A 23,543-nucleotide genomic window follows, 5' to 3' on the forward strand; every position below is an offset into this window, starting at 1 on the left:
GCCGGCGAGGGGCAGCGAGGAGGATCCCCCTCCCCTTCCAAGGTACCGGGGGCAGGGAGGCTTGCGGCAAGGCCCCCCTGCAGGCGCAGAATCGACCTCCTGAACGGCGCTGACCTGCGAGAACGGGAGCCTGGACATGCGTGTGGTGCTGACGACCTGGGGGTCGCGCGGGGACGTCGAGCCGCTGGCCGCGCTGGCGGTCGCCCTGCGGGCGCAGGGGGCGGAGGCGGTGGTGTGCGCGCCGCCGGACGAGGACTTCGCGGCGCTGCTGGAGCGGGCCGGGGTGCCGATGGTGCCGCTGGGCCCGTCGGTGCGGTCGATCGTGGCGGGCCCGAAGCCGCCGGACGCGAAGGCCGCGTTCGCGCTGGCCCCGGAGCTGGTCGCCGCCCGGTTCGAGGTGCTCGGCTCGGTGGCGGTGGGGGCCGACGTGCTGCTCGCCACCGGCCTGATGCCGGCCGGAGCCCGGGACGTGGCCGAACACCTGGGCCTGCGTTACGTGTTGGCCTGCTTCCACCTGATGGGACTGCCCTCGCGGCAGTTCCGCCCCGGCGCCCGCCCGGGCACCCCTTCACCGGCGGAGGAGACCGACCCGCGGGTGCTGTGGGAGCAGGACGCCCGACGGGTCGACGCCCTCTACGGCCCGGCGCTGAACGCCCACCGGGCGGCGCTGGGCCTGCCGCCAGTGGTGAACGTCCGTGACCACGTGCTCACCCGACGGCCGTGGCTGGCGGCCGACCAGGTGCTCTGCCCGGCCGAGGGCATGACCGAGCTCGACCCGGTGCAGACCGGTGCCTGGGTGCTGCCCGACGACCGCCCGCTCCCCGCGGAGCTGGCCGACTTCCTGGAGGCGGGCGAGCCGCCGGTCTACGTCGGCTTCGGCAGCATGGCCGCGCACACCCCGGCGGGCATCGCCGAGGCGGCGGTGGGGGCGGCCCGCGCGCACGGGCGCAGAGTGGTGCTGGCCCGGGGCTGGGCCGGGCTGAACGCCGAGGGTGCGGACTGCCTGGTGGTCGGCGAGGTCAACCAGCAGGCGCTGTTCCCCCGGGTGGCCGCGGTCGTCCACCACGGCGGCGCGGGCACCACCACCACGGCGGCCAGGGCCGGGGCGCCCCAGGTGATCGTCCCGCACATCGCCGACCAGCCGTACTGGGGCGGCCGGATCACCGAACTCGGCCTCGGCGCGGCCCACACCCGGGCACTGCCGACCGTCGGCTCGCTCGCGGCCGCGCTCGAGCAGGCCCTGTCGCCGCAGGTCCGGGAGCGGGCCCAGGCCGTCGCCGGGACGGTCCGGGGCGACGGCGCCGCGGTGGCGGCGGAACTGCTGCTGAACGCCGGGTACTGACGCGGGGCCGACCGACCGGCGCCCGGGTGGGGACGTACGCCGGCGAGGGGCGCGACGAGACCGGCCGTTCGTGGTGCCGTGGGTCCTCCTCCTCGCCGGCTAGCCAGGCCGCTGGCGTGGCCGGTTCTCTGGAGTGGGCCGGGCCCGGCCTGGGCCGGAGGTGCCGCCCGGCGGCCTCACCCTGTCTCGGCGGGGTCTCGCGTGTCCGGCGTGTGCCCGTTCCGGTGGATCTCGAACGCACCGGGCCGTACCTGGTGCGTTCGAGGAGCGCCGCGCGTGAGCTCCGGGCGCCGGGGTAGCCGCCGTACACCCGGCGGAGGTGGATGACTGTGGACCAGGAGAGCGCGAGCGGGCAGCGCGAGCAGGCCGAGCGGTCGGAGGAGTGGCCGCTGGTGGTGGCCGGCGCCGCGCTGCCGCCGGACCGCACCCAGGCCATCCTGGCGGCGGCCAAGCGGATCGGCTCCCTGCTGAAGGCCCACGACCACCCGTTCGCGCTGGCGGGCGGGGTGGCCGCGTACGCGCACGGCGCGGTCGTGCGGCTGCAGCACGATGCCGACTTCTGCATCCGGCGGGAGGACACCGAGGCCGTCACCCGCACCCTGCGGGAGGCCGGGCTGCCGGTCTTCCTGCCGCCGGAGGACTGGCTGGTCAAGGCACGGTGCCTGGGCCAGGACGTGGATCTGATCCTCCAACTGGCCGGGCGGCCGGTGACCCGGGAGCTGCTGGAGCGCGCCGAGGTGCTGCCGGTCGACTCCGTGCACATGCCGGTGCTGGCCGCCACCGACCTGGTGTCCGGGCTGCTCGCGGCCTTCTCGGAGCACCACTGCGACTTCGGGGCGGTGCTCTCCGTCGCGCGGCCGCTACGGGAGAAGGTCGACTGGCCCGGGATCCGGGCCGAGCAGGGCCACCAGCCGATGGCGGCCGCCTTCCTGTACCTGCTGGAGCGGCTGCGGGTGATCGAACCGGAGGCGACGTGAACGGCGAGCAGGACATCGAGTACCGCATCGCCCACCTGCGCGAGCGGTTGGCGAGTGACGAGGTGGGCGAGTTAGGGCTGCGGATCGAACTGCACGGCGGTCACGTCACGGTGGGCGGCACCGTGGCGACCGCACGGTGCCGCGCCGCGGTGCAGCGGATCGTGGCCGAGGTGCTGCACGGGCTGGTGGTGCACACCGACCTCGTGCTCGCCGACCTCCGGCCGCCGAGCGGGGCCGAGGACCTGCCGTGATCCGGGTGGCGGCGGTGGGGGACATCCACCTCGGCCCCGACAGCCGGGGCCAGTTGAGGCCGGCCTTCGCCTCCCTCGGCGAGCGGGCCGACCTGCTGCTGCTCGCCGGAGACCTCACCCGGCACGGCACTCTGGCGGAGGCCGCCGTGGTGGCGGAGGAATTCGGCGGGCTGCCGGTGCCGGTGGTGGCGGTGCTCGGCAACCACGACTACGACGCCGGCTGCCCGCGGGAGGTGGCGGCGATCCTCGCCGACGGCGGGATCCGGGTGCTGGAGCGGTCGGTGACGACCGTCCCGGTGGGTGGAGAGCTGGTCGGGGTGGCCGGGACGAAGGGGTTCGGCGGCGGCTTCGCCGGGCGGAGCGCCGGGGAGTTCGGCGAGCCCGAGATGAAGGCCTTCGTCCGGCACAGCCGGGAGTGCGCGGACGGGCTGCGTGCCGGGCTGACCCGACTCACGGCCCAGGGCTGTTCGTGGCGCATCGCGCTGACTCACTTCTCGCCGGTGCCGGACACCCTCGCCGGCGAGCCGCCCGAGATCCACCCGTTCCTCGGCAGCTACCTGCTGGCCGAGGCGATCGACGAGGCCGGCGCCGACCTCGCGGTGCACGGGCACGCCCACCTCGGCCGGGAGCACGGCCTGACGGCGTGTGGCGTGCGGGTGCGCAACGTCGCGCAGCCGGTGATCGGGCAGGCCTACGCCGTCTACCGGCTGCACCCGGAGCCGGCCGGCTGACCGGGCGGCGGTTTCCGCCCTCGAGGGGCGGGTAGCCGCGAGGAGGCCGCGCCCGTGCCACGGGCGCCCGCCGAGTACGAGGGCCGGCAGCCGCGCCCACAGGCCGTCCCGCTGCCATGCCGGCCCTGGGCCGCGCGGCCCGTCGCGGTCGTGGCGGCGGCCGGACCGAGTCACCCGACTTTCACCGAGGAGAACAGCGTGAGTGTTCGCCGATCCCATCCGCAGACCCGGCGCCGGCTCGGCCGGTGGGCGCGATGAGCAGCCCCGTGATGGCCCGGTCGGCATCGGTCGGTGCGGACTTCGAAGGCCAACGCCGTCGGGTGGCCGAGGAGTTCCGGCACATGGGCGGCCGCGGTGAGCTGGAGCTCCCGCTGCCCGGCAGCGGGCGGACTCGCGCCCGCTGGGCGGCGTTCACCCGCTGGGCGCGACGGGATCTTTCGCTGGCCCGGCTCGGCGAGGGCCACGCGGACGCGGTGGCGATCCTGGCCGAGCTCGGCCAGGCCGTGCCCGCAGACGCCGCCGGTGCGCTCTGGGGCGTGTGGGCGGCCGAGCCGCCCGGGTACGCGCTGCAGGCGCGCCGCAGCGGCGCGGGGTGGGTGCTGTCCGGGGTGAAGCCGTTCTGTTCGGGCGCCCGGGTGTGCACGGACGCGTTGGTGACCGCCCGCTCGGGAGAACGGCGGCGGCTGTTCGCCGTGGACGTCGGCCACCCGGGTCTGCTGCCGCGCCCGGACAGCTGGCCCGCGCCCGGCATGGCCGGCAGCGACACGCTCGACATCGTCTTCGACGAGGTGCCGGCGGTGGAGGTCGGCGAGCCCGGCGCGTACCTCGAGCGCCCGGGCTTCCACCACGGCGGGATCGGGGTGGCGGCGTGCTGGCACGGCGGCGCCGCCAGGGTCGCGCGGACCCTGCTGACGGCCTCGCGCACCTGGGACCTCGACCCGCACGCCCTGGCCCACCTCGGCGCCGTCGACTGCCGGCTGGCCGCGGTCGAGACGCTGCTGGACGAGGCGGCCCGCGCCGTGGACGCCGACCCGACGGACGAGACGGGCGGTGCCCGGCTGCGCGCGATGCGAGTCCGTGCCGCCGTCGAGGACGCGGTGGCGGAGGTGCTGCGGCGGGTGGGCCGGGCGCTCGGCGCCACGCCCCTGGGCCACGACGCCGAGCACGCCCGAGCGGTGGCGGACCTGACGGTGTACGTGCGCCAGCACCACGGCGAGCGCGACCTCGCCGCGCTCGGCCGGGCCGCCTCCGCCGCGCGGCCCTCCTGGGAGGACGCATGACCGACCGTGCCGCACCCCTGACCGGGGAGGCGTCGGCCGACCCGATCCAGGCCCCGGGCACGCCGGAGTCCGCCTGGCGGGCCTGGCGCGGCCTCGCGGACCTTCCGCTGCTCGACCCGGTGCGTGCCCTGCCGGTGACGGCGGGCCGCACCCCGCGGGTGGTGGTCGTGGCCGCCCACCCCGACGACGAGGTCCTCGGGTTCGGTGGATCGCTCGCGCTGCTGGCCGACGCCGGAGTGCGGCCCGTCCTGGTGTCGGTGACCGACGGCGAAGCCTCCCACCCGGGCAGCCGCTCCCCGCTGGCCCGTGACCTCCGGGCCGTCCGCACCAGGGAGCTGGACCGGGCGCTGTCCCGGCTCCGGGTCCGGGCCCACCGGAGCGCCCTGCACCTGCCGGACGGCCGGGTCGGGGCGCACGAGGAGGAGCTGACGGACCGGCTGGCCCGCCTGCTGGAGGGATGCGACCTGTGCGTCGCGCCGTACAGCCGCGACCTGCACCCCGACCACGAGGCCGCCGGCCGGGCGGCGCTGGCCGCCGGGGCCGCCCGTGGCGTACCGGTGTGGGAGTACCCGGTGTGGAGCTGGCACTGGGCACGGCCGGCCGAGGCCGCGCTGCCCTGGCAGCGCGCGGCCCGCGTCCAGCTGCCGTCGGTCGTCTCGGCCCGCAAACTGGCCGCGCTGGACTGCTTCCGCAGCCAGCTCCACCCGCTCGGCGACGGGCCCGGCGACGGAGCGATCCTGCCGCCGGAGGAACTCGCCCACTTCCAACGCGACTTCGAGGTGATCTGGCAGTGACCACCCCCGGACCGCAGACCCCCGGACCGCAGACCCCTGGACCACGGCCCCCCGCACCCCGCACCGCCGCCGAGAACACTCCGGGGGAGTACTTCGCCCGGATGTACGCCCACCGGCCCGACCCGTGGCACCTGGCCGAGCGCTGGTACGAGCAGCGCAAGTACGCCCTCACCCTCGCCGCCCTCCCCGAGCCGCACTACCGCAGCGCCTTCGAGCCGGGCTGCTCCGTCGGCGTGCTGTCCGAGCTGCTGGCCACCCGATGCCGGGCCCTGCTGGCCTGGGACCGCGAGGAGACCGCCCTCGCCCAGGCCCGGGGCCGCCTGGCCGACTCGCCGCACGTCACCCTCCAGCACCGGGCCCTGCCCGGGGACTGGCCCGCAGGCCGGTTCGACCTGGTCGTGCTGTCGGAACTGCTCTACTACTTCACCGCCGAGGACAGCGCTCGGATCCTGCACCGCGCGGTCGCATCGCTGGAGCCGGCGGGGACGCTGCTGCTGGTGCACTGGCGCCCCGAGGTGGCCGACCACGCTCAGACCGGCGACGCCGTGCACCGCCAGGCCCGTGCGCACCCCGGCCTGACGCGGGTCGCCGAGCACGCCGAACCGGACTTCCTGCTGGACGTGTTCGTGCGGGCCGACCTGCCTGCCGCGCCGCGCCTGCTGTCGGTGGCCGCCGCGGAGGGGCTGCGGTGATCGGCGCGTTGGCCGTGGTCGTGCCGGCCCGGGACGAGGAGGAGCTGCTGCCCGGCTGCCTGCAGGCGCTCCGCCGGGCCGCCCGCCACCCCGGTGTACCCGACCTGCCGGTCCTGGTGACCGTGGTCGCCGACGGCTGCACCGACGACACCGTCCGGATCGCCCACCACCACGAGGCGCAGGTGGTGGAGCTGACGGGCCACAACGTCGGGGCCGCCCGGGCGGCGGGCTGCGCCCGGGCCCTGCTGGCGGCCGGCGAGCTCGTCCCCGGGATAGCGCCCGACCGGGTGTGGCTGGCCCAGACCGACGCGGACTCCCAGGTGCCGCCGGACTGGATCGTGCGCCACCTCGCCTTCGCCGTCTCCGGCTGGCACGCCCTCGCCGGCACCGTCCGCGTCGCCGACTGGCGCGGCCACCCCCGGCGCACCGCGGCGGCGTTCGCCCGTCACTACCGGGCGGACGGCCGGGGCTCCGGCGGGCACGCGCACGTCCATGGCGCGAACCTCGGCGTGCGGGCCGACGCCTACCAGGCGGTCGGCGGATTCCGGCCGGTCGCCGTCGGCGAGGACCGGGTCCTGGTCGCCGCGCTGGACGCGGCGGGTTACCGGATCGGACGTACCGTCCACAGCCCGGTGACCACCTCCGGCCGTCGCGTTCCCCGCGCCCGCGGCGGATTCGGCGACTTCCTGCGCGGCCTGGACGCCCGAGCCGGCTGAACCGTCCGCCGCCTGCCGGCGGAGCCCACCCCCGTACCCGACCGGAAGCGAGGCCATCATGGGAACCCTCTTCGCGCGCGTCACCCAGACCGACCGTCGGAGCCCCGGCGACACCCGGGCAGCGGAGCTACTCAAGGCCCTCGACTCGCTGGCGGAGAGACGGAGTCTCGACGCCGTGGTGGAGCCGCTCCAGCACGCCGTCCGGGCCGTGCCGCTCGGCGGGCTGCGCGGTGTGCTGCAAGGCCGCCGACTCGGGCATCCGCTGCACCCGGCCCTCGTGCAGGTGCCCGTCGGCGCCTGGCTGTCGAGCGCCCTGCTGGACGGGGTGCCCGGCTGCGAGCGGGCCGCGCGCACGCTCGTCGCGGTGGGCGTGGCCGCCGCCGTGCCGGCCGCGGTGACGGGCTGGGTGGACTGGGCCGAGCAGCACGAGCAGCAGATGCGCACCGGCGTCCTGCACGCCGCCGCGATGTCGGCCGCGGTGGCGCTGTACGGCGCGTCCTGGGCGGCCCGGGCCCGCGGCAGCGGTCGACTGGGCCGGGGTCTCGGCCTGGCCGGGGTGGCCGTGCTCGGCGGTGGGGCGACGATCGGCGGCCACCTCGCCTTCCGGCAGGGCGCCGGCGCGAACAAGGCCGAACCGGTACCGCACCTGGTCGAGCCGGGCTGGCACGACCTCGGCCGGGTCGAGGAGTTCCCCTTGGGGCAGGGCGTGCGCCGCACCGTCGGCGAGGTCCCCGTGCTGGTGGTCCGCGAGGCCGAGCAGTCCTTCCGGGTCCTGGCGGACCGGTGCAGTCACTTCTCCGGCCCGCTCTCCGAGGGCGAGGTCGTGGACGGCTGCGTCACCTGCCCCTGGCACGGCAGCGTCTTCCGCCTCGCCGACGGCTGGAACGTCGGCGGCCCCGCCACCGCCCCGCAGCCCTGCTTCGCCACCCGTACCAGCGAGGACGGCCTGCTGCAGGCGTGCCTGCCCGAGGCGGGCTGACACGTACCCCTTCCACCAACCCTGTTGGAGTGCATCATGACGAACGACGACTTCGTGATCGACGTGACCCGCATCCGCGAGGAGGCCCAGCAGAAGATGACGGACGGAGCGGTCACGGCCACTTACGGGCTCGACCCGGGGAGGGTGATCGCCGTGCTCAACGACGTGGTGGCCACCGAGATCGTGTGCTGGCTGCGCTACACGCGGCACGCGGTCTCCGCCACCGGCATCGACCGGGCCCAGGTCGCCGCCGAGTTCACCGAACACGCCGCCGAGGAGATGCAGCACGCCCTCCGGGCGGCGGAGCGGATCGCCCAACTCGGCGGCGAACCGGACTTCGACCCCGCCACCCTGGCGAAGCGGGCGCACACCGACTACACGACCCCGAGCGGCACCGACCTGAAGGCGATGCTAGAGAACAACCTGCTCGCCGAGCGGATCGTCATCTCCACCTACCAGGAGATCGCCCGTTGGATCGGAGACCACGACCCCACCACCCGCCGCCTCATCGAGTCGATCCTCGAGGAAGAGGAGGAACACGCCGACGACCTCACCGACCTGCTGGCCGGCTGACCGGTCCGGACCTGTCCTCGGAGCGGTCGGGCGCGCCGCGCGGCGCCGCCGCCGTCAGTCCCGCCGCGGGTCGGCCAGGGCGGTGCTGATGTCGGGGCGGATGGCAAGGGCCTCGTCGGCGCCGGTGAGCGCGAGCAGGCGCCTGGGCTGGGGGCGGAGCCCGACGATCAGCAGCTCGACCTCGGCGGCAAGAGCGGCCTGCTGGGCCCTCAGCAGGGCGTTGACGCCGGTGGAGTCGCTGAAGGTGACGCTCGACATGTCGACCACCAGGCGGGCCGGCCGCTCCCGGACCGCGTCGTCGAGTGCGTGCCGCAGGGCGGTGTTCTGGTCCTGGTCGATCTCGCCGGCCAGGCGCAGGAGCACGGCCCCGGCGGGGCGGAGAACGCTGATCCTCAGCACGGCGGCGCCGGACGCATCGGCCCGGTGGGCCGCCGGCGGCCCGGTGGGTGGCCCGTCGGGAGGGACCGGGGTGGTGTCCTCGTTCATCTCAGTCACCTGCGGTGCGTGCGGCCGTGGCGCTGCCGCGAGGGCCCTCGGGGGCAGCGCCGACCGCGGCTCCGGGCGGGAGGGCGGCGAACAGCCGGAGGAAGGCGGCGATCTCGTAGCCGGCTTCGGCGGGGTGGCGGAAGGAGGTGTGGCGACCGACCTGGTAGTGGTTACGGCGGCCGACGCGGGTGCGGGTCAGGTAGCCGGCGCCCTCCAGGTCGGTGACGATCGCCTGCACGGCCCGCTCGGTCAGGCCGCAGGCGGCGGCGAGGTCCCGCAGTCGCACTTCGGGGTCGCGGGAGACCATCAGCAGGACCCGGGCGTGCTGCGTCAGGAACGTCCAGCTGGTGCGGGGCTCGGTCTCACCTGCCATACCACCAAGTATGAACCCGAATTCCGGTTCTACCAGACGGTATTCGCCGTTCCGGTCAGCTCCGCCGGTCAGCTCTGCCGGGCGCTGTCCGGTCCTGCGCCGCGAGCAGCGGAGCCCCGGGTCCAGACCCCGGTCAGCGGGTCGTGGCGGGCGAGCCCGAGGTCTTCGAAGGCACGGAGCCAGCCCTCCATCGGCCACCAGCCCCAGCGGTGGTGGAACACGGCGGCGTTGCGCAGGATGCTGTCGAGGTGCTGCACCGGCGGGTCCTGGACGGGGTGGTGCTGGTGGTAGGCGGTGGCTCCGCCGGTCCAGTAGAGGGGTACGCCGCCTTCGCGCAGGAGCTGGCCGAAGTCGGTGTCCTCGCCGCCGTAGCCGGTGTAGTCCTCGCAGAACCCGCCGACCGCCCGCCAGGTCCGGGCGGTGAGGGCGAAGGAGAGCGACCAGAACAGCCGGTGGTCCGCGTCCGTGCCGCGAACGGTCCGGCCAGGGCGGGGGCCGGGCGCCCGGGATGGGGTGCGGCCAGGGCGGCGAGCCCGTCGCGGGGGTAGCCGCCCGGCGTCGGCGCCGGCAGGTAGGCCACGGGCCCGCAGTGCACCCCGGCGCCTGCGGTCCGGTCGAGCGAGCGGAGGTAGCGGGAGAGCAGCTCGGCGGAGGGGATGCAGTCGACGTCGAGGAAGACGAGCACCTCGGCGCCGGCCCGCAGCGCGTGTCGGGCGCCGAGGTTGCGCGCGGCGGCCAGCGGAAGATCGGCACCGGCGGCGGGAAGGCGGACGGTCGACGGCCGTGGCGGCAGCGGGAGCAACCCGGCGGTGGCCTCCGGGTCGTCCACGGCGACCACCACGTAGCGGTCCGGGCGCACGGTGCTGCGGCTCAGTGCCTCGTGCTGCCGGTACAGGTGCCGGTGCCGGCCGTGGACCAGGGTGACGACGGCTGTCCGCGGGATCATGCCGGGAGAGGGCGGCCGTGGGCGGCCGCCAGGTGGTCGAGGGCGCGGGCGGCGCGTTCGGCTCCGTCGCCGGGGGAGTAGTGGCTCCAGCGGCGGCCGTCGTGGACGGCGGTCTCGGCGAGCAGGGCCGGCCAGCGGTCGGGGTCGGGCCAGCCGCCGGGCAGCACGGTGGCCAGGCCGGCCCGGTGCAGCGCGCGGGCGGTGGCGTGCTGCTCGCCGAACGGGCGGTCCTGGGGCAGGACGATGGTGGGGCGGCGGGCCGCGGCGCACTCGGCGACGGCGTTCTGGCCCGCGTGGGTGACGATCACCTCGGCGGAGGTGAGCAGGGGCCAGGGGTCGGAGGTCCACCCGTCAGGGCCGCCGAGAACGGTCCACTGCCAGGCCGGGGTGGCGCGGCGGGCGGCCTCGATCTGCCGGTCGGTGATCCCGTGCCCGCCCGCCCCGAGCATCAGCAGCACGGTGTGCGGCAGGTGCGCATCGGCGTGGGGCCGGTGGTCGAAGCGGGAGAAGCCGCCGGTCCAGACGGTCTTGGCGTTCCAGTGGTCCGGCCAGCCCGGTTCCGGGAGGGTGGCCGGCCAGGGGGCGAGGAGGGCTTCGGCGAGGTCGTAGCCGAGCTCGTGGGCCGGGTCGCGGCGCTCGCCGCGCATGGCCGCGACCACCACCGGGACGCCGAGCAACCGGGCCAGCAGCGTGACCTCGACGGAGACGTCGGTGATCACCACCTCCGGCCGGTGCTGCTCGATCCAGCCGGCGACCGCGGCCATCCGGGTGCGCAGCCCGGGGTGGTGGACGGGTACCCAGTGCAGGCGGCCGTGGGCGGTGGGGTCGGTGGCCTGGGACGGGGTGTCGTCACGGGGCAGCCGCACCCAGGCGCCCGGCCAGTGCCCGGGGCACGCGAGGGAGGAGAGCACGGTGACCGGGTGCGCGCAGTGCTCGGCGATGGCGAGGGCCCGGTGGAGGTGGCCCCGGCCCTGGTGGTGGACGTAGTAGCCGATCATCGGGTGACCGCCTCCGTGCGGGCGGGCGCGGTCAGCTCCGCGTAGAGCCGTTCGTAGCGGTCGACCATGGTGTCGACGGAGCAGTGCCGTTCGGCCCGTCGCCGGGCTTCGGCGCGCGAGAGGCGGGTGGTGGCTTCGACGGCTTCGCCGAGGGCGGCCGTTTCGCCGGCCGGGACGAGGCGGCCGCAGGCCGGGGTGAGGAGTTCGGGGAGGGCTCCCCGGGCGAAGGCGCAGACGGGGGTGCCGCTGGCCAGCGACTCGGCGACGACCAGGCCGTAGGGCTCGTCCCAGCACGGCGTCACCAGGGTCGCGCTGGCCAGGCCGACCAGGTGGGCGAGCGCGCGCTGGGGCAGGTGCCCGAGATAGCGGGCCCCTCCGCCGAGGCGCGGCCGGACGGAGCGTTCGAAGTAGCCGCGGTCGCCGACCGGACCGGCGAGCAGCAGGCCGCGGCCCGCCGCGCGGGCGGCGTCGAGCGCCAGGTGCGGCCCCTTCTCGGGGACGATCCTGCCGGACCACACGAGCGGCCCCCCACCGGGACCGGGCGTCCACCGCGTGGTGTCGATCCCGTTCGGCACCACGGCCTAGGTGGTGACGGCGTGGCGCCAGGCGCGGGCGGTGTGGCGGCTGACGGCGGTGAAGGTGACCGGGCATCGGAAGGGTGCCTGGACCGCGGACTCCAGCCAGGGGGTCGGCGGGGTGTGCAGGGTGGGCGGCCCGTGCGGGACGGCCACCGGCAGCGTGTTGCCGAACGGGACCCGGAGCAACTCGGCTTGGCCACCCGGGACTTGGCCGTAGAGCTTGGTGTAGCCGAACAGTGCCGCGCCGGTGCCGTAGGCGCGCACCTGGGTGGTCTCGCACTGGGACTGGAGGCCGCGCCCGCACATGAAGCAGGTGCCGCAGGAGAGGTTGAACGGGACGATCACCCGCTCGCCCGGGGCAAGCGCGTGCACGGCCGAACCGGTCTCGCGGACGATGCCCATCGCCTCGTGGCCGAGGATGTCGCCCTCGTCCAGGAAGGCGCCGAGCACCTCGTACAGGTGCAGGTCGGAGCCGCAGAGGCCCGTGGTGGTGACCTCGACCAGCACGTCGGTGGGCTGCTCGATCCGGGCGTCGGGCACGCTGCGCACCTCGACCTTCCGGCGGCCCTGCCAGGTGACTGCCTTCATCGTCCGTCCTCCTGGATTCTCGTCAACTCCACTGCGCGGGCGGTTCGTTGTTGCGGGCGGCGCGGGCGCGGCCGGTGCTGGCCCTTCGGGAGGAGCCGGTCACCAGGGCGGTGCGTCCGTCGGTGGGGAGCCGCTTCATGCCCCGTCGCCTCCTTGCTGGTGGCGGTGGCTGGTGTCGCAAAAGGGGTAGCGGCGGCTGCGACGGCAGGTGCAGAGGGCCGTCACCGGGCGGTCGGCCCGGACGGAGCGGCCGTCGGGCAGCAGGATCTCCACCGGGCCGTCGACCAGGACGGGGCCGCTGCCGGTCAGCCGCAGGCGGGGGACGGGTCGTGCCTCAGGGCCGGACACCGCGCACCACCACCAAGGTCTCCTCGCGCTCACCGGGGGCGATCAGCCGCTGCTGCTCGAACCAGGCGGCCCGCTGCGACATCACCGGCCCGAACGGCTGCGTCCGCGCCGCCACCAGGCCGGCGCGCAGCCCGGCCCGGTGGAGGGCGGTGAGGGTGGCCTCCGGGTCGGCCAGTGAGGACTGCACGATCAGCAGCACCCCGCCGGAGGCCAGCAGCCGGGGTGCCTGCCGGCAGATCCGGTCCAGCAGCAGCCGGCCGGTGGGCCCGGCGTCCCAGGCCCTGGCGAGCCCGCGCCGGGGCAGGTCGGCGCGGGCCGAGGGCACGTACGGCGGGTTGGAGACCACGTACTCGAAGCTGCGCCCGGCCACCGGGGCGGTCAGGTCGCCGTGGCGGAGCTTGAGGCGCCGGTGGCGCAGCCGGGCGTTGAGCCAGGTGGTGGCCAGCGCGAGCCGGGAGAGGTCGACGGCCGTGACCGCCGCGCCGAGTTCGGCGGCGGCCAGTGCGACGGCTCCGGTGCCGGTGCCGAGGTCGAGCAACCGGGCGCCGGGCGCGGGCCGTTCGCGGCGCAGCGCCTCGATCAGGAGCGAGGTGTCGCCCTGCGCCGGGTACACACCAGGTGGTTTGAGGAGAAGCATGGTGGGGCGGGTGCCCGGTGGGGCCGTGCTGATTCCTGACATCACGCTGCGCCTTCCGTCGGAGGGGAGTCGGGGAGCGGGGTGAGCAGGGAGCTGCGGTCCTGCTGCCAGCAGCCGAGCAGGTGGGCGCCGAACCGGGCTTCGACGGCGGTGGTGGCGGCGATGCCGAAGGCGATGTCGGGGCCGAGCGCCGGGTCGTCCCGGACCAGGGGCGTGATGACCGTGCGCCGCACCAGCTGCTCGTGGACGGCGTCGGCCACCACGTGCTCGCGGTAGAACAGGGTGCCCGCCGGGGAGGCGCCGAGCCGTTCGAGCGCGGCGGCGAGGCGGGCGGCGCCGGGCGGAGAGGTGATCTCCACGGTGGCGAACTGGCCGACCAGTGCGCCGCGCAGCGAGCGGTGCAGGCCGAACAGCGACATCAGGTTGACCACGGCGAGCGCGGGCGCGGGGACGGTGTCCAGGTAGTGCCCGTACGTCGGGTCGAGATCGAGGTCGGCCATCATCTCGGCGAACAGCTGCGCGTGGGCGCGCTCGGGCCGGCCGGCGCCGTACTCGTCGTACTGCACCGTGACGAGTGCCGCCTTGGCGGGGTGGGGCAGGCGCGGCACCACCCACATCTGCGGGTCGGCCTCCTTGAGGTGGTAGAGCGAGCGGTGCGCCAGGTACTCGCGCAGCTGCCGGCGCTGCCCGTGCTCCAGGAGGTGGTGGGAGGGGCCGGTGCCGTCCGAGTCCTCGGCCAGCAGCTCGGCCAACGCCTGTTTGAGGGAGGGTGGTCGGCCGACCTCCCGGTGGAGGGCGGCCAGGAACGCCTGCTCCAGGGCGGCGCGCAGCGCGAGCACCGAGGGGTGCCACTCCCAGTCGGGGTCGACCTCGGCGAAGCCCTGGTAGTGCAGCTCGTAGCAGACGTAGAGGGCGAGTTGGGCGTCCTCGCCCCAGGGGTCGGCGGGAGCCGGCCGAGCGAGGCGGCCCGTCGCGCCGGGGGCGGTGCGCAGGGTGGCGAGGAGTCCGGAGCTCACCGGCCCGCGGGGCCCGGGCAGCGGGGGCGCGGTGGTGGCGGTCACCGGCCTCCTCCCGGTGCCGGGTGCAGCTCCAGGACGCAGCACTTCGGGCCGCCGCCGCCTTTCAGCAGCTCGGGCAGGTGCACCGGGACGGGGACGAAGCCCTCGGCGTGCAGGTGGGCGGCGAGGCCGTGGGCGGCTTCGGTGAGCAGGACGTGGCGGCCGTCGCTGACGGCGTTGAGACCGAGTACGGCGGCGTCCTGATCGGTGGCCAGGATCGCGCGGGGGAAGAGCGCGCGCAGGGTGCGGTTGCTCTCGGGGGTGAACGCCGCCGGGTAGTACATGATCTGGTCCTCGCTGAGCACGGCCAGCGCGGTGTCCAGGTGGTAGAAGCGCGGATCGGTGAGCCGCAGGCTGACGACCGGCCGGCCGAGGGCCTGTTCCGCCTCCCGGTGCGCGGGGGCGCTGGTCCGCAGGCCGGATCCGGCCAGCACGAGGTCGCCGACGGGCAGGAAGTCGCCCTGGCCCTCGTTCGGCAGCTCGGCGACGGTGGGCCGGTATCCCGCCTGCTCGAACCAGGCCTGGTGGGCAGCCGCCTCCGGGGCGCGTTCGGGGTGGCGGAACCGGGCGACCAGCACCCGGCCGTCCACCACCGAAGCGCCGTTCGCGGCGAAGACCATGTCGGGCAGCCGAGGCCGGGGCGCCAGCGTCTCCACCCGGTGGCCGAGCCGGCGCAGCGTGTCACGGAGCGTCAGCCACTGCCGCAGGGCGGCCTCGGAGTCCACCGGGCGGGTCGGGTCCATCCACGGGTTGATCGTGTACTCGACCGCGAAGTAGGTCGGCGGGCATGCCAGGAATCGCCGCCGGGTCGCGGTCCGCGAGGGGACGGTCGTGGTCATCTGCTGCTCCAGGGGTGGGCGGAGGTGCACGGCGCGGAACCGCGCCTACCCGGCGCCCCTGCGGCCACACACCGCCCGCCCGTCCGGGCGGCCCCGGCCCACGCACGCCGGGCACCGGCCCGCGCGGGCAGGCATGCCAACCGCCCGGTGGGGCAGACGAGCGTCACAACCGATCCGAAGGAGGCACATCGTGGTCCCGCTTCTCCTGGTACTGCTGCTCGCCCTGCTGCTGTTCGGCCTGGGGTTCGCGGTGAAGATCCTCTGGTGGGTGGCGATCTTCGTGCTGGTGGTGTGGCTGATCGGCTTCGTCGCCCGGGGCACGAGTGGGGCCGGCAGCCGCGGCCGCTGGTACCGCTGGTAGTCATGGCCCCCGATCACCCGCCCGGGCGGAGCCGGCTGCCCGGGCGGCCGCGCCGGTCCGCGCCGGGCGGCCTGTGGGAGTGCCGCCGGTGTGTGCCGTCCGCGTTCACGGCCCGGTGAGGAGGTCGAGGACGGCACGCTCGGTGGCCGGCCCGGTGCCGGGCAGGCCGGTCGGTGCGACGGAGTCGGGGGCGAGGTCGGGCAGCGCGTCGGCGATGGTGCGCCCTTGGTCGTACAGCTCGAACAGCCGGGGGTTGATGTAGGAGGCGAGGCAGACGGCCGGGGTGTTGCCGAGGTACGCCGCCGTCTCCCGGACCACCCGGGCGGTGGCCCGGCGTCTGGCGGTGGCCGAGCGGTGGGCCTGGGGCCAGGAGACGGCGAGACCGACCGCCGCCACGACGGTGGCGTGCCAGGTGCGGAAGTCCTTGGCGGTGACCTCGGTGCCCGAGCGCTCGCGCAGGTATCCGGTGAGGTCCGGCGCGGTCAGCCGCTGCCAGCGGCGGTGCTCCCAGTGCGCCCAGAGGCCCGGGTCCTGGTCCCGCCGGCGGTGCAGGCCGCGGACGACCGCGGCGGCGGCCGGGTCGGTGAGGGTGAGCTCGCGCTCGCGGCCGGATTTCGCGGGGTAGGCGAAGTGGAGGGTGGCGCCGCGGACCCGAGTCTGGTCGCGGCGCAGGGTGGTCAGGCCGTACGAACCGTTGGCCTCGCGGTAGGCGGGGGAGCCGATCCGGAAGAAGCCGAGGTCCAGCAGGCGGGCGGCGCAGGCGGCGACCCGGTCGCGCTGGAGGCCGCGCAGCTCCAGATCGGCGGCGACCCGGTCGCGGAGACCGGGCAGTCGGCGGGCCACGTCGAGGACGTGCTCGTGCTTGGCCGTCTCCTGCCGGGCGCGGAAGTCGGGGTGGTAGAGGTACTGACGGCGGCCGGCGGCGTCGGTGCCGAGGGCTTGGATGTGGCCGCCGGGCTCGGGGCAGATCCACACGTCCGTCCAGGCCGGGGGGATGACGAGGGCTTTCACCCGGGCCAGTCGGCCGGGCTCCCGGATCGGGGCGCCGGTGGCGTCCCGGTAGCGGAAGCCACGCCCGCACCGCACGCGGGCCCAGCCGGGCCGGGACGGATCGCTGGTGGTCAGACGGGCCATCGGGCGGACTCCTCGCGGACGGGGCGGGCGGTCGGTGCCGGGGCGGCGGTCAAGAGCCGGGCCGGAGCGTGTCGTGGAGCAGCTGCAGGGCCGCCCGCACCGTGCCGGCCCGGACGGTCTGCGGCTCGGATCCGGACAGCGGCGGCGCGGCCGTACGGCTGCCGTCCGGTCCGGCCACCGCGACGAAGACGGTGCCGGGCGGTCGGCCGTCCTGTGGCGCCGGCCCGGCGACGCCGGTGGTGGCGAGCCCGTAGGTGGCGCCCGTGGCCTTCCGTACCCCGTGGGCCATCCAGGCGGCCACGTCGGGGTGCACCGGGCCGGTGTCCGCGAGGAGTTCGGGGTCGACGCCGAGCAGCGTCGACTTGGTCTCGGTGGCGTAGGCGACGATCCCGCCGAGGAAGACCGGTCCGGCGCCGGGGGCGTCGGCCAGCACGGTGGCGAGGCGCCCGGCGGTCAGGGACTCGGCCACCGCGACGGTGTGGCCGGTGGCCGTCAACGCTGCGGTGATCTGCCGGGCCAGCACCCCGGCGTCCTCGGCGCGTGCCGTGGCGGCGCCTGCGGCCGCGTGCCCGTCCGGCGCGGTTCGGTGCGGCATGGTGATCGCCCGCCGGATCAGTGCTCGACGGTGACCCGGAGGGTGTCCAGGCCGGGGTCCGCGCTGTCGGGGACGAGCATGCCCGCCTTCGTGCCGGTGACCAGGTAGTCGATGACCTCCTGGTCGAGGCGCTCGCCGGGGAGGGCGGCGGGGATGCCGGGCGGGTAGGGGGTGAGCATCTCGGCCGCGATCCGGCCGGCGGCCTTCTCGGCGGGGACCTGCTCGGTGGGGCCGAAGAAGGCGTCGCGCGGCAGCAGCACCTGCTCCAGCCGCAGCCGGGCGGGCTCCGGGAGGTGCACCTGCCCGGCCGGGCGCAGGTCGGGGGCGATCGCGGCCAGCTCGCGCAGGCCGTCGATCAGGGCGCCGACGGTGGTGGTGTCGTCGGCGTGGGTGAGCTGGGCGCTGATCCTGCGGTGGTCACACAGGTGCAGGGCGAGCTGGTGGTGGGAGCGCAGCCAGTCGCCGGCGCGGTAGCCGGTGGTGCCGAGCCCGGTGATGTCGACGATCACCTGGAGCGGGTCGAGGTCGAACGCGCGGTCGGGCCCGCAGAAGTCCGTGCGGCCGTGGACGTGCAGGCCGTCGATGCCTTCGATCCGCCGGCGGACTCCGTCGGCGAGGTCGAGGGCGTGGTCGAAGAGGGTGCGGCCCTGCTGGACCATCTGGCGGCGCCAGCCGTCGAGGGCCGCGTAGACGAGGGTGGAGGGGCTGGTGGTGCCGAGCAGGTCCTCGCACTGCTTGAGGGCGGCCGGGTCCACGCGGTCGCCCTGGAGGTGGAAGACGGAGCTCTGCTCCAGCCCGGAGCCCATCTTGTGGACGGAGGTGACGCACAGGTCCGCGCCGGCGTCCATCGCCCAGCGCGGCAGGCGGGGGTGGAAGGGCAGGTGGGCGCCCCAGGCCTCGTCCACGATCAGCGGCCTGCCCGCCGCGTGGCAGACCTTCGCGATCGCTTCGAGGTCGGCGCAGGTCCCGTAGGGGGTGGGCGAGGTGGCCAGGGCGCCCCGGGCGTCAGGGTGCGCCTCGAAGGCGGCGCGGAAGGACTCGGCGGAGGGCGGGTGGGCCAGGTGCAGGCCCGGGTCCCACTGCGGATCGACCCAGACCGGGCGGATCCCGGCGACGATCAGTCCGGCGACCACCGACTTGTGCACGTCCCGGCCCACCAGCAGCTTCTCGTGCGGGCCGGCGACGGCGAGCATCGCGGCCTTGACGGACAGCGAGCTGCCGCAGGTGGAGAAGAAGGTGTGGTCCGCGCCGACGGCTTCGGCCATCAGCTCCTGAGCGTGCTTCAGGATGCCGCGGGAGTCGGTGCGGTCGTCGAGTCCGCCGGTGGCCAGGACATCGGCGCGGAAGACGTCGGCGCCGAGCGCGCGGACGACCCGTGGGTCGGCGCCGCGGCCCTGCTTGTGCCCTGGCGGGGTGAACACGGTCAGGGGGTTGGCGTGAAAGGCGGCGAGTGCTTCGAGTACCGGTGCCTGGGACTGGTCCATGCCGCGGCGTCTGCCCGGCGGCGGGGCGGAGAAACGGCCCACCCGCCGCGAGACCGTGGCGCTACCCGGCGGTGCTCCGGGGCGCGTCGGAGACCGGCAGGCCCGCCGGGTGGGGGTGCGGGGTGGTGCGGACGTGGGGCTGGATGGTGAGGACCTGGTCGGTGCCGGTGATGCTGAGCAGGCGCAGCAGTTGGGGGCCGGGGCCGGAGAGGATGAGCCAGACGTCGGCGGCCTGGGCGTCGTGGTGGGCCCTGAGGAGGGTGTTGAGGCAGGCGGAGTCGCAGAAGGTCAGGGCGGCGAGGTCGACGACGAGCACGGCCGGGCTGTCGGCGATGGCCTTGGCGAGCGCGTCCTGGAGGAGAGGGCTGGTGGTGTGGTCGGCTTCTCCCTCGACGCGGCACACGATCGCCGGCACGGCGGCCTGGTGACTGCTGGTCGCCAGGCGCTGCGGGCCGTCGGGGCGGGCCAGGCCGTGCTGCGGGGACGAGGCGGTGGACATGGCCGGCTCCTCTCACCGGGCGGCTGCCGTCGCCCGCCGGTGCGGGCGGACGTCGTGACCGGCGGCCACGCCCGGGCGGGTCGGGCGGACGCCGGTACGTTCGGGCGTCTGCCCGTGCCGGCGGTCTCGATGCGCGGCGGCACGGGTCGTCCGGTGGCGGAGCCGCGGAGCAGGTTTGGGCCGGCGCGTTCGGGTGAGAAGGACGGCGGGAGCGATCCCGGCCCATCCCCCCCGGGCCCGTGGAGCGCTCCGGCAGTGGAGGCCCGGCCGTCGGCATCCCCCCGACCGGCGGCCGGGCCCGCTCAGCTGTCCTGCAGTCGCAGCCGCCCGGCGACGGGAACGCGCCCGGAGGCGTCCGATCCGGTGGGCGCCGCAGTGCGTCGCTGCCGGTCGCCGAGGCCTTCGAGCGCGATGATGAGGGCGAGCGCCGGGGCGGCCGGCGCGGGACCCAGGACGAGGGCGGGCACGTGGCTGCGCAGGATGCCGGGCTGGGGGAGGTGCTCGCCGACGTGCTGGCCGCTGCCCACCGCCTGGCGCCCCGGGAGATCCCCGGGCTGGTGCAGGCGGCCGCGGTGCGGCTGGGGCTGTCGAGGGCGAGCGTCTACCTCGCGGACCTGCAACAGCAGCACCTGGTCGCGCTGCCCACACCCGCCCAGGCCGAGCTCCTCGTCCGCAGCGGGTCGGCCGCGCTGGAGACGCTCGTGGTGGACACCTCGCTGGCCGGGCGCGCCTACCGCACCGAAGCGGTGCAGACCACCGAAGACGGGGGAGCCGAGTCGGGCTGGCTGCCGCTGGTGGACGGGATCGAGCGCCTCGGCGTCCTGAAGGTCAGCGCCCCGCGCCTGGACCCGCCGGCACTGGCGCGCTGCCGGGCACTGGCCTCGCTGACCGCCCTGATCCTGGTCAGCAAGCAGCACCAGAGCGACGTGCTGGCCCAGACGATGCGGACCCGGCCGATGACACTGCAGGCCGAGCTGCTCTGGGCGTTCGTGCCGCCACGGACCATCGGCACCACCGAGGTCACCTCCGCCGCCGCCCTGGAACCCGCCTACGAGATCGGCGGGGACGCCTTCGACCACAGCCTCGCCGGCCGGCGCCTGCACCTGACCCTGCTGGACGCCATGGGCCACGACCTGGCCTCCGGCGGCTGCAGCGCCGTGGCGCTCTCCGCCTGCCGCTCCACCCGCCGCGCCGGCGGCGGCCTGGCCGACATCGCCGAGCAGATCGACCGGACCCTGGCCCGCTGGATCCCGGACCGGCTGCTCACCTGCGTCCTCGCCGATCTCGACATCGCCACCGGCCGCCTCGACTGGATCAACTGCGGGCACCCGGCGCCGCTGCTGCTCCGGGCCGGCCGCATCGTGACCGGCGCACTCGAACGGCCGGCGCACCTGCCGCTGGGCCTGAACGACCCCGGCCTGCCCGCGCCGGCGGTCCACACGGCCCGGCTCCAGCCCGGCGACCGGGTGCTGATGTTCACCGACGGCGTCACCGAGGCCCGCTCGCCGGACGGCGAACTGTTCGGCGAGGCCCGCCTGGCCGACACCGTCGCCCGGGCCATGGCCGACGGACTGCCCGCACCGGAGGCGCTGCGCAGGCTGATCCAGCAGATCCTCCACCACCAGGACCAGCGACTGCGCGACGACGCCACCATCCTCCTGACCGAGTGGCATCCCAGCCGCGATCCCGGTCAGGGACCGGCCCGCGGAGTCCGATAGCGGAGCCCGGGGCGCGGCTGCGCCCGCGTGCTCCGGCTGTCGCGTGCGGCGTACGACGGCCTGGAGTGGGAAGGCGCGGCTGAGCAGGTGCCGGCAGGAGCCCCTGCGGACGTCCAGGAGGTGGTGGCCATGACCGTCCACCAGCGTTACCGCGTGACGCTGCCCGGCCCGGTCGGAGCACATGCCGACCCGGCGGTGCTCCTCGTGCGTCTCGTCCACGGCATCGCACCCGGCGGAGACCTCGTGTGGGCCGATGCGGGCGGCCGGTGGCGGCTGCGGATCGACGGCGAGGTGGCGACGGTGCTGACCGCCCCCGCCGGTTATGACACCTCGTGCCCGCTGCACGCCGTGCCGATGCCCTGAGCCTTGGCCGGCCGTGCCCGGACTCGTGTCATGCCGGGACTCGTGCTCGGCCGGACGGCCTACCGGGCGGGAGCCGGCCAGGGGCGGCCGGTGAGGGCGGCGGCGACGTGGTGGAGGTTGGCGGCCATCGCCTTGCCGGTCGAGTGCGCCCAGGCGTGGCCCTTCTCGTCATCGAGGTAGTCGGGGCCCGGGCCGGGGCCGAGGTGCCAGTACGTCCACGCCTGCGCCGGGACGGTGTAACCGATGTCGACCAGGCCACCGCAGATCTCGCTGATGACATGATGGGCGCCGTCCTCGTTGCCGGTCACCACCACGCCGGCCACCTTGCCGTAGGCGATCGGCACGTCGCCGTCGTCGGTCTCGGAGATCATCGCGTCCATCCGCTCCAGCACGCGCTGGGCGACGGAGGACGGCCGCCCGACCCAGGTGGGGGAGGCGACGATCAGGATGTCGGCGGCGAGGAGCTTGTCGTGGACGCGGGGCCAGTCGTCCCCGTCGCCCAGGTCGGTCTTCACCCCGGGTTTGAGGTCGAGGTCGACCGCGCGGACGGTCTCCACCTGGACACCGCGGCTGGTCAGTTCGGTGCCGACCACGGCGGCCAGGGCCTCGGTGTTCGACGGCTCGGGGGACGGCTTGAGGGTGCAGTTGATGATGAGAGCTCGCATGCGCCTCGGCTACCCCGGATCGCCGCACTCATGGCCCGGATTCGGCGGTGCACGGCTGCTCAGTACGGCAGCGGGCGTCCGGAAGGGGTGCGCAGGTCCAACGGGGGCCGCGGGCGCTGCGGGGCGGGTCGCTTGACCACCTTGATCCTGATCATCTCCACCACCTTCTCGGTCACCGGACGTCTTTCCCCGGAGGCTCGGTCCCATGCCCGCGACGACCGGTCAGTGGCGGGCGGCCCAGACCGGGCCGTCGGGGTAGGCGTACTCCTTGAGCGAGGCCGGGTGCATCTGTGCGCTCAAGCCGGGCAGGGTCGGCGCGAGGTAGTGGCCGCCGGCGATGCGGACGGGGTCGACGAAGTGCTCGTGCAGGTGGTCGACGTACTCGATGACCCGGTCCTCGGTGGTGCCGGAGACGGCGACGTAGTCGAACATCGACAGGTGCTGGACCATCTCGCACAGCCCCACACCGCCGGCGTGCGGGCAGACGGGGACGCCGAACTTCGCGGCGAGCAGCAGGATCGCGAGGTTCTCGTTGACGCCGCCGACCCGGGCGGAGTCGATCTGCACGATGTCCACCGCGCCGGCCTGGAGCAGCTGCTTGAAGACGACCCGGTTGGCGATGTGCTCGCCGGTGGCGACCTTGACGGGGCTGACGGCGGCGCGGACGGCCGCGTGGCCGAGGATGTCGTCGGGGGAGGTGGGCTCCTCGATCCAGTACGGGTCGTACGGGGCGAGGGCGCGCATCCACTCGATCGCCGGTGCCACGTCCCATCGCTGGTTGGCGTCGACGGCGATGCGGATGTCCGGCCCGACCGCCTCCCGGGCGGCCCGCATCCGCCGTACGTCGTCCGCCAGGTCCGCGCCGACCTTCAGTTTGATCTGGGTGAAGCCGTCGGCGACGGCCTCCCGGGCGAGGCGGGTCAGCTTCTCGTCGGAGTAGCCGAGCCAGCCGGGGGTGGTGGTGTAGGCGGGGTAGCCGCGTTCGAGCAGGCGGGCGGTGCGCTCCCGGCGGCCGGGCTCGGCGCGGCGGAGGATCGCGAGCGCCTCCTCGGGGGTGAGGGCGTTGCCGAGCCATCGGAAGTCCACCTGGGCGACCAGCTCCTCGGGGGACATCTCGGCGAGGAAGCGCCAGACGGGCCGGTCGGCGCGCTTGGCGGCCAAGTCCCAGGCGGCGTTGACGACGGCTCCGGTGGCCATGTGGATGGCGCCCTTCTCCGGTCCGAGCCAGCGCAGTTGGGGGTCGTGGACGAGCGTGCGGGCGAACGCACCGAGATCGGCGCAGACCGCCTCGACGGACAGGCCGACCACGTAGGGCGCGAGGGCCGCGATGGCGGCGGCCTGCACGTCGTTGCCGCGTCCGGTGGTGAAGGCGAGCGCGTGACCCTCCAGTCCGTCGCCGGCGTCGGTGCGCAGCACCACGTAGGCGGCGGAGTAGTCGGGCTCGGGGTTCATGGCGTCCGAGCCGTCCAGCTGCTCGGAGGTGGGGAAGCGGACGTCCAGGACGTCCAGCGAGGTGATGACGGCGGACGAGGGCATGG

General features: G+C 75.5%; 28 protein-coding genes and 2 pseudogenes. 13 read left to right on the forward strand and 17 right to left on the reverse strand.

The genetic code is table 11. From position 1 onward, the window contains the following. Positions 1-136 precede the first annotated feature (136 nt). The 10 genes from CFP65_RS35940 (at position 137) to CFP65_RS35985 (ending at position 8,335) form a co-directional block, all read left to right on the forward strand. Positions 137-1,342, forward strand: coding sequence for a glycosyltransferase (locus CFP65_RS35940; RefSeq protein WP_104820105.1), 1,206 nt, complete (start codon positions 137-139; stop codon positions 1,340-1,342). Between the two features lie 323 nt (positions 1,343-1,665). Continuing rightward, the gene (locus tag CFP65_RS39495; RefSeq protein WP_168219649.1) at positions 1,666-2,319 is read left to right on the forward strand and encodes a nucleotidyltransferase family protein; all 654 of its coding nucleotides are present in this window, start codon (positions 1,666-1,668) and stop codon (positions 2,317-2,319) included. Beyond that, on the forward strand, positions 2,316-2,570 hold the full coding sequence (locus CFP65_RS35950) for a BON domain-containing protein (protein WP_104820106.1): 255 nt from the start codon (positions 2,316-2,318) through the stop codon (positions 2,568-2,570). The genes CFP65_RS39495 and CFP65_RS35950 overlap by 4 nt, the downstream gene beginning before the upstream one ends. Further along, positions 2,567-3,301 (forward strand): metallophosphoesterase, encoded by a 735-nt coding sequence (locus tag CFP65_RS35955; protein ID WP_104820107.1) that lies wholly within the window; start codon positions 2,567-2,569, stop codon positions 3,299-3,301. Before CFP65_RS35950 ends, CFP65_RS35955 begins: the two co-directional genes overlap by 4 nt. Before the next feature lie 254 nt (positions 3,302-3,555). Then, positions 3,556-4,581, forward strand: a complete 1,026-nt coding sequence (locus CFP65_RS35960) for an acyl-CoA dehydrogenase family protein (RefSeq protein WP_217368222.1) — start codon at positions 3,556-3,558, stop codon at positions 4,579-4,581. Continuing rightward, positions 4,578-5,375, forward strand: a complete 798-nt coding sequence (locus CFP65_RS35965; RefSeq protein WP_104820108.1) for a PIG-L deacetylase family protein — start codon at positions 4,578-4,580, stop codon at positions 5,373-5,375. Before CFP65_RS35960 ends, CFP65_RS35965 begins: the two co-directional genes overlap by 4 nt. Before the next feature lie 101 nt (positions 5,376-5,476). Next, positions 5,477-6,067, forward strand: a complete 591-nt coding sequence (locus CFP65_RS35970; RefSeq protein ID WP_104820109.1) for an SAM-dependent methyltransferase — start codon at positions 5,477-5,479, stop codon at positions 6,065-6,067. Further along, positions 6,064-6,783: a glycosyltransferase family 2 protein gene (locus tag CFP65_RS35975; protein WP_104820110.1), complete on the forward strand. Its 720-nt coding sequence runs from the start codon at positions 6,064-6,066 to the stop codon at positions 6,781-6,783. The genes CFP65_RS35970 and CFP65_RS35975 overlap by 4 nt, the downstream gene beginning before the upstream one ends. 58 nt (positions 6,784-6,841) lie before the next feature. Then, complete coding sequence (locus CFP65_RS35980) at positions 6,842-7,762, forward strand: Rieske (2Fe-2S) protein (protein WP_104820111.1); 921 nt, start codon at positions 6,842-6,844, stop codon at positions 7,760-7,762. Positions 7,763-7,798: 36 nt separating this feature from the next. After that, positions 7,799-8,335, forward strand: a complete 537-nt coding sequence (locus tag CFP65_RS35985; RefSeq protein ID WP_104820112.1) for a ferritin-like domain-containing protein — start codon at positions 7,799-7,801, stop codon at positions 8,333-8,335. Positions 8,336-8,389: 54 nt separating this feature from the next. On the opposite strand, the gene CFP65_RS35990 is transcribed toward CFP65_RS35985, so the two are convergent. The 11 genes and pseudogenes from CFP65_RS35990 to ddaH form a co-directional block, all read right to left on the reverse strand. Next, entirely contained in the window at positions 8,390-8,821 is a 432-nt protein-coding gene (locus tag CFP65_RS35990) for an STAS domain-containing protein (protein ID WP_104820113.1), read from the reverse strand. Position 8,822: 1 nt separating this feature from the next. Further along, positions 8,823-9,194: a helix-turn-helix domain-containing protein gene (locus CFP65_RS35995; RefSeq protein ID WP_104820114.1), complete on the reverse strand. Its 372-nt coding sequence runs from the start codon at positions 9,192-9,194 to the stop codon at positions 8,823-8,825. 68 nt (positions 9,195-9,262) lie between these two features. Beyond that, positions 9,263-9,451 carry a hypothetical protein gene (locus tag CFP65_RS41600; RefSeq protein WP_254552743.1) on the reverse strand — a complete coding sequence of 63 codons (189 nt, stop codon included), beginning with the start codon at positions 9,449-9,451 and terminating at the stop codon, positions 9,263-9,265. A gap of 120 nt (positions 9,452-9,571) precedes the next feature. Next, positions 9,572-9,856: pseudogene (locus CFP65_RS42690) on the reverse strand (hypothetical protein); the annotation flags it as partial. 280 nt (positions 9,857-10,136) lie between these two features. Continuing rightward, positions 10,137-11,138, reverse strand: a complete 1,002-nt coding sequence (locus tag CFP65_RS36005) for a glycosyltransferase (RefSeq protein WP_104820115.1) — start codon at positions 11,136-11,138, stop codon at positions 10,137-10,139. Next, positions 11,135-11,656 carry a glycosyltransferase gene (locus CFP65_RS39895; protein ID WP_168219566.1) on the reverse strand — a complete coding sequence of 174 codons (522 nt, stop codon included), beginning with the start codon at positions 11,654-11,656 and terminating at the stop codon, positions 11,135-11,137. The genes CFP65_RS36005 and CFP65_RS39895 overlap by 4 nt, the downstream gene beginning before the upstream one ends. 189 nt (positions 11,657-11,845) lie before the next feature. Next, positions 11,846-12,304, reverse strand: a pseudogene (locus tag CFP65_RS39900) (alcohol dehydrogenase catalytic domain-containing protein); the annotation flags it as partial. A gap of 135 nt (positions 12,305-12,439) precedes the next feature. Beyond that, a complete protein-coding gene (locus CFP65_RS36015) occupies positions 12,440-12,652 on the reverse strand; it encodes a CDGSH iron-sulfur domain-containing protein (protein ID WP_217368223.1) in 213 nt (70 codons plus the stop codon). Continuing rightward, positions 12,639-13,331, reverse strand: coding sequence for a HemK2/MTQ2 family protein methyltransferase (locus CFP65_RS36020; RefSeq protein WP_254552744.1), 693 nt, complete (start codon positions 13,329-13,331; stop codon positions 12,639-12,641). The genes CFP65_RS36015 and CFP65_RS36020 overlap by 14 nt, the downstream gene beginning before the upstream one ends. Continuing rightward, complete coding sequence (locus CFP65_RS36025; protein WP_104820117.1) at positions 13,331-14,350, reverse strand: iron-containing redox enzyme family protein; 1,020 nt, start codon at positions 14,348-14,350, stop codon at positions 13,331-13,333. Before CFP65_RS36025 ends, CFP65_RS36020 begins: the two co-directional genes overlap by 1 nt. After that, positions 14,347-15,186 (reverse strand): dimethylargininase, encoded by an 840-nt coding sequence (gene ddaH, locus CFP65_RS36030; RefSeq protein WP_104820118.1) that lies wholly within the window; start codon positions 15,184-15,186, stop codon positions 14,347-14,349. Before ddaH ends, CFP65_RS36025 begins: the two co-directional genes overlap by 4 nt. Positions 15,187-15,376: 190 nt before the next feature. Here ddaH and CFP65_RS36035 point away from each other — a divergent pair, with 190 nt between their 5' ends. Next, a complete protein-coding gene (locus CFP65_RS36035; protein ID WP_104820119.1) occupies positions 15,377-15,547 on the forward strand; it encodes a hydrophobic protein in 171 nt (56 codons plus the stop codon). Between the two features lie 105 nt (positions 15,548-15,652). Here the strand turns inward: CFP65_RS36035 and CFP65_RS36040 are convergent, their stop codons facing one another. From CFP65_RS36040 to CFP65_RS36055, 4 genes are all read right to left on the reverse strand, one after another. Next, the gene (locus tag CFP65_RS36040) at positions 15,653-16,681 is read right to left on the reverse strand and encodes a DNA topoisomerase IB (protein ID WP_104820120.1); all 1,029 of its coding nucleotides are present in this window, start codon (positions 16,679-16,681) and stop codon (positions 15,653-15,655) included. Positions 16,682-16,730: 49 nt separating this feature from the next. Further along, complete coding sequence (locus CFP65_RS36045) at positions 16,731-17,276, reverse strand: CinA family protein (RefSeq protein ID WP_104820121.1); 546 nt, start codon at positions 17,274-17,276, stop codon at positions 16,731-16,733. Positions 17,277-17,293: 17 nt separating this feature from the next. Next, complete coding sequence (locus tag CFP65_RS36050) at positions 17,294-18,760, reverse strand: aminotransferase class I/II-fold pyridoxal phosphate-dependent enzyme (protein WP_104820122.1); 1,467 nt, start codon at positions 18,758-18,760, stop codon at positions 17,294-17,296. Positions 18,761-18,821: 61 nt separating this feature from the next. Further along, positions 18,822-19,259 (reverse strand): STAS domain-containing protein, encoded by a 438-nt coding sequence (locus CFP65_RS36055; RefSeq protein ID WP_104820123.1) that lies wholly within the window; start codon positions 19,257-19,259, stop codon positions 18,822-18,824. Between the two features lie 467 nt (positions 19,260-19,726). Between CFP65_RS36055 and CFP65_RS36065 the strand changes: the two genes are divergently transcribed. Both CFP65_RS36065 and CFP65_RS36070 read left to right on the forward strand, forming a co-directional pair. Next, positions 19,727-20,977, forward strand: a complete 1,251-nt coding sequence (locus CFP65_RS36065; protein ID WP_104820125.1) for a PP2C family protein-serine/threonine phosphatase — start codon at positions 19,727-19,729, stop codon at positions 20,975-20,977. 129 nt (positions 20,978-21,106) lie between these two features. Continuing rightward, entirely contained in the window at positions 21,107-21,340 is a 234-nt protein-coding gene (locus CFP65_RS36070; RefSeq protein WP_158702547.1) for a DUF6296 family protein, read from the forward strand. A gap of 59 nt (positions 21,341-21,399) precedes the next feature. Here CFP65_RS36070 and CFP65_RS36075 read toward each other — a convergent pair whose 3' ends face one another. Both CFP65_RS36075 and CFP65_RS36080 read right to left on the reverse strand, forming a co-directional pair. Then, a complete protein-coding gene (locus CFP65_RS36075) occupies positions 21,400-22,005 on the reverse strand; it encodes a flavodoxin family protein (protein ID WP_104820127.1) in 606 nt (201 codons plus the stop codon). 222 nt (positions 22,006-22,227) lie between these two features. Continuing rightward, positions 22,228-23,541, reverse strand: a complete 1,314-nt coding sequence (locus CFP65_RS36080; RefSeq protein WP_104820128.1) for an L-fuconate dehydratase — start codon at positions 23,539-23,541, stop codon at positions 22,228-22,230. Positions 23,542-23,543 lie beyond the last annotated feature (2 nt).

Origin of the sequence: Kitasatospora sp. MMS16-BH015, assembly GCF_002943525.1 — a bacterium.
Lineage (GTDB): Bacteria > Actinomycetota > Actinomycetes > Streptomycetales > Streptomycetaceae > Kitasatospora.